General features: G+C 46.1%; 2 rRNA genes. Both read right to left on the reverse strand.

What is annotated here, in order from left to right:
• Positions 1-3: 3 nt before the first annotated feature.
• Positions 4-118, reverse strand: a 5S ribosomal RNA gene (gene rrf, locus RV00_RS16030).
• 71 nt (positions 119-189) lie between these two features.
• Positions 190-401, reverse strand: a 23S ribosomal RNA gene (locus RV00_RS16035); the annotation flags it as partial.

Consider the following 401-nt stretch of genomic DNA (forward strand, 5'->3'; position numbering starts at 1 on the left):
TTTGCCTGGCAACGTCCTACTCTAGCGGAACGTCAGTCCGACTACCATCGGCGCTAAGGAGCTTAACTTCTGTGTTCGGCATGGGAACAGGTGTGACCTCCTTGCCATTGTCACCAGACAAATGAATGATTATACATTCAAAACTAGATAGTAAGTAAGTTTTTGCGTCGCAAAACGCTTTTTAAAAAATTGATTAAGTCTTCGATCGATTAGTATTCGTCAGCTCCACGTGTCACCACGCTTCCACCTCGAACCTATTAACCTCGTCATCTTCGAGGGATCTTATAACCGAAGTTGGGAAATCTCATCTTGAGGGGGGCTTCATGCTTAGATGCTTTCAGCACTTATCCCGTCCATACATAGCTACCCAGCTATGCCGTTGGCACGACAACTGGTACACC

The sequence above is a fragment of the Enterococcus devriesei genome, from assembly GCF_001885905.1.
Taxonomy (GTDB): Bacteria; Bacillota; Bacilli; order Lactobacillales; family Enterococcaceae; genus Enterococcus_A; species Enterococcus_A devriesei.